Raw genomic sequence first — 260 nt, forward strand, 5'->3', positions numbered from 1 at the left:
CGCATGATGCGCCCGGGCGAGCCACCAACGCGTGAAGCTGCAGAAACTCTGTTTGATAACTTGTTCTTCAGTGAAGAACGCTACGATTTATCAACAGTCGGTCGCATGAAGTTTAATCGTCGTTTAGGTCGTGATGACTTAAGTGGTGATAATACGTTATCCAGAGAAGACATCGTTGATGTCATGAAAAAGCTCATCGAAATCCGTAACGGTTTAGATGAAGTTGATGACATTGACCACCTGGGTAACCGCCGTATCCG

The 260-nt window shown here is 46.2% G+C and carries 1 protein-coding gene; it reads left to right on the top strand.

Annotation, left to right across the window (positions count from 1 at the left end):
* On the top strand, positions 1 to 260 hold a 260-nt coding region (locus tag B3180_RS08635; RefSeq protein ID WP_286844035.1), incomplete at both ends, for a hypothetical protein.

Source organism: Idiomarina sp. UBA4206, assembly GCF_002383015.1.
GTDB lineage: Bacteria > Pseudomonadota > Gammaproteobacteria > Enterobacterales > Alteromonadaceae > Idiomarina > Idiomarina abyssalis.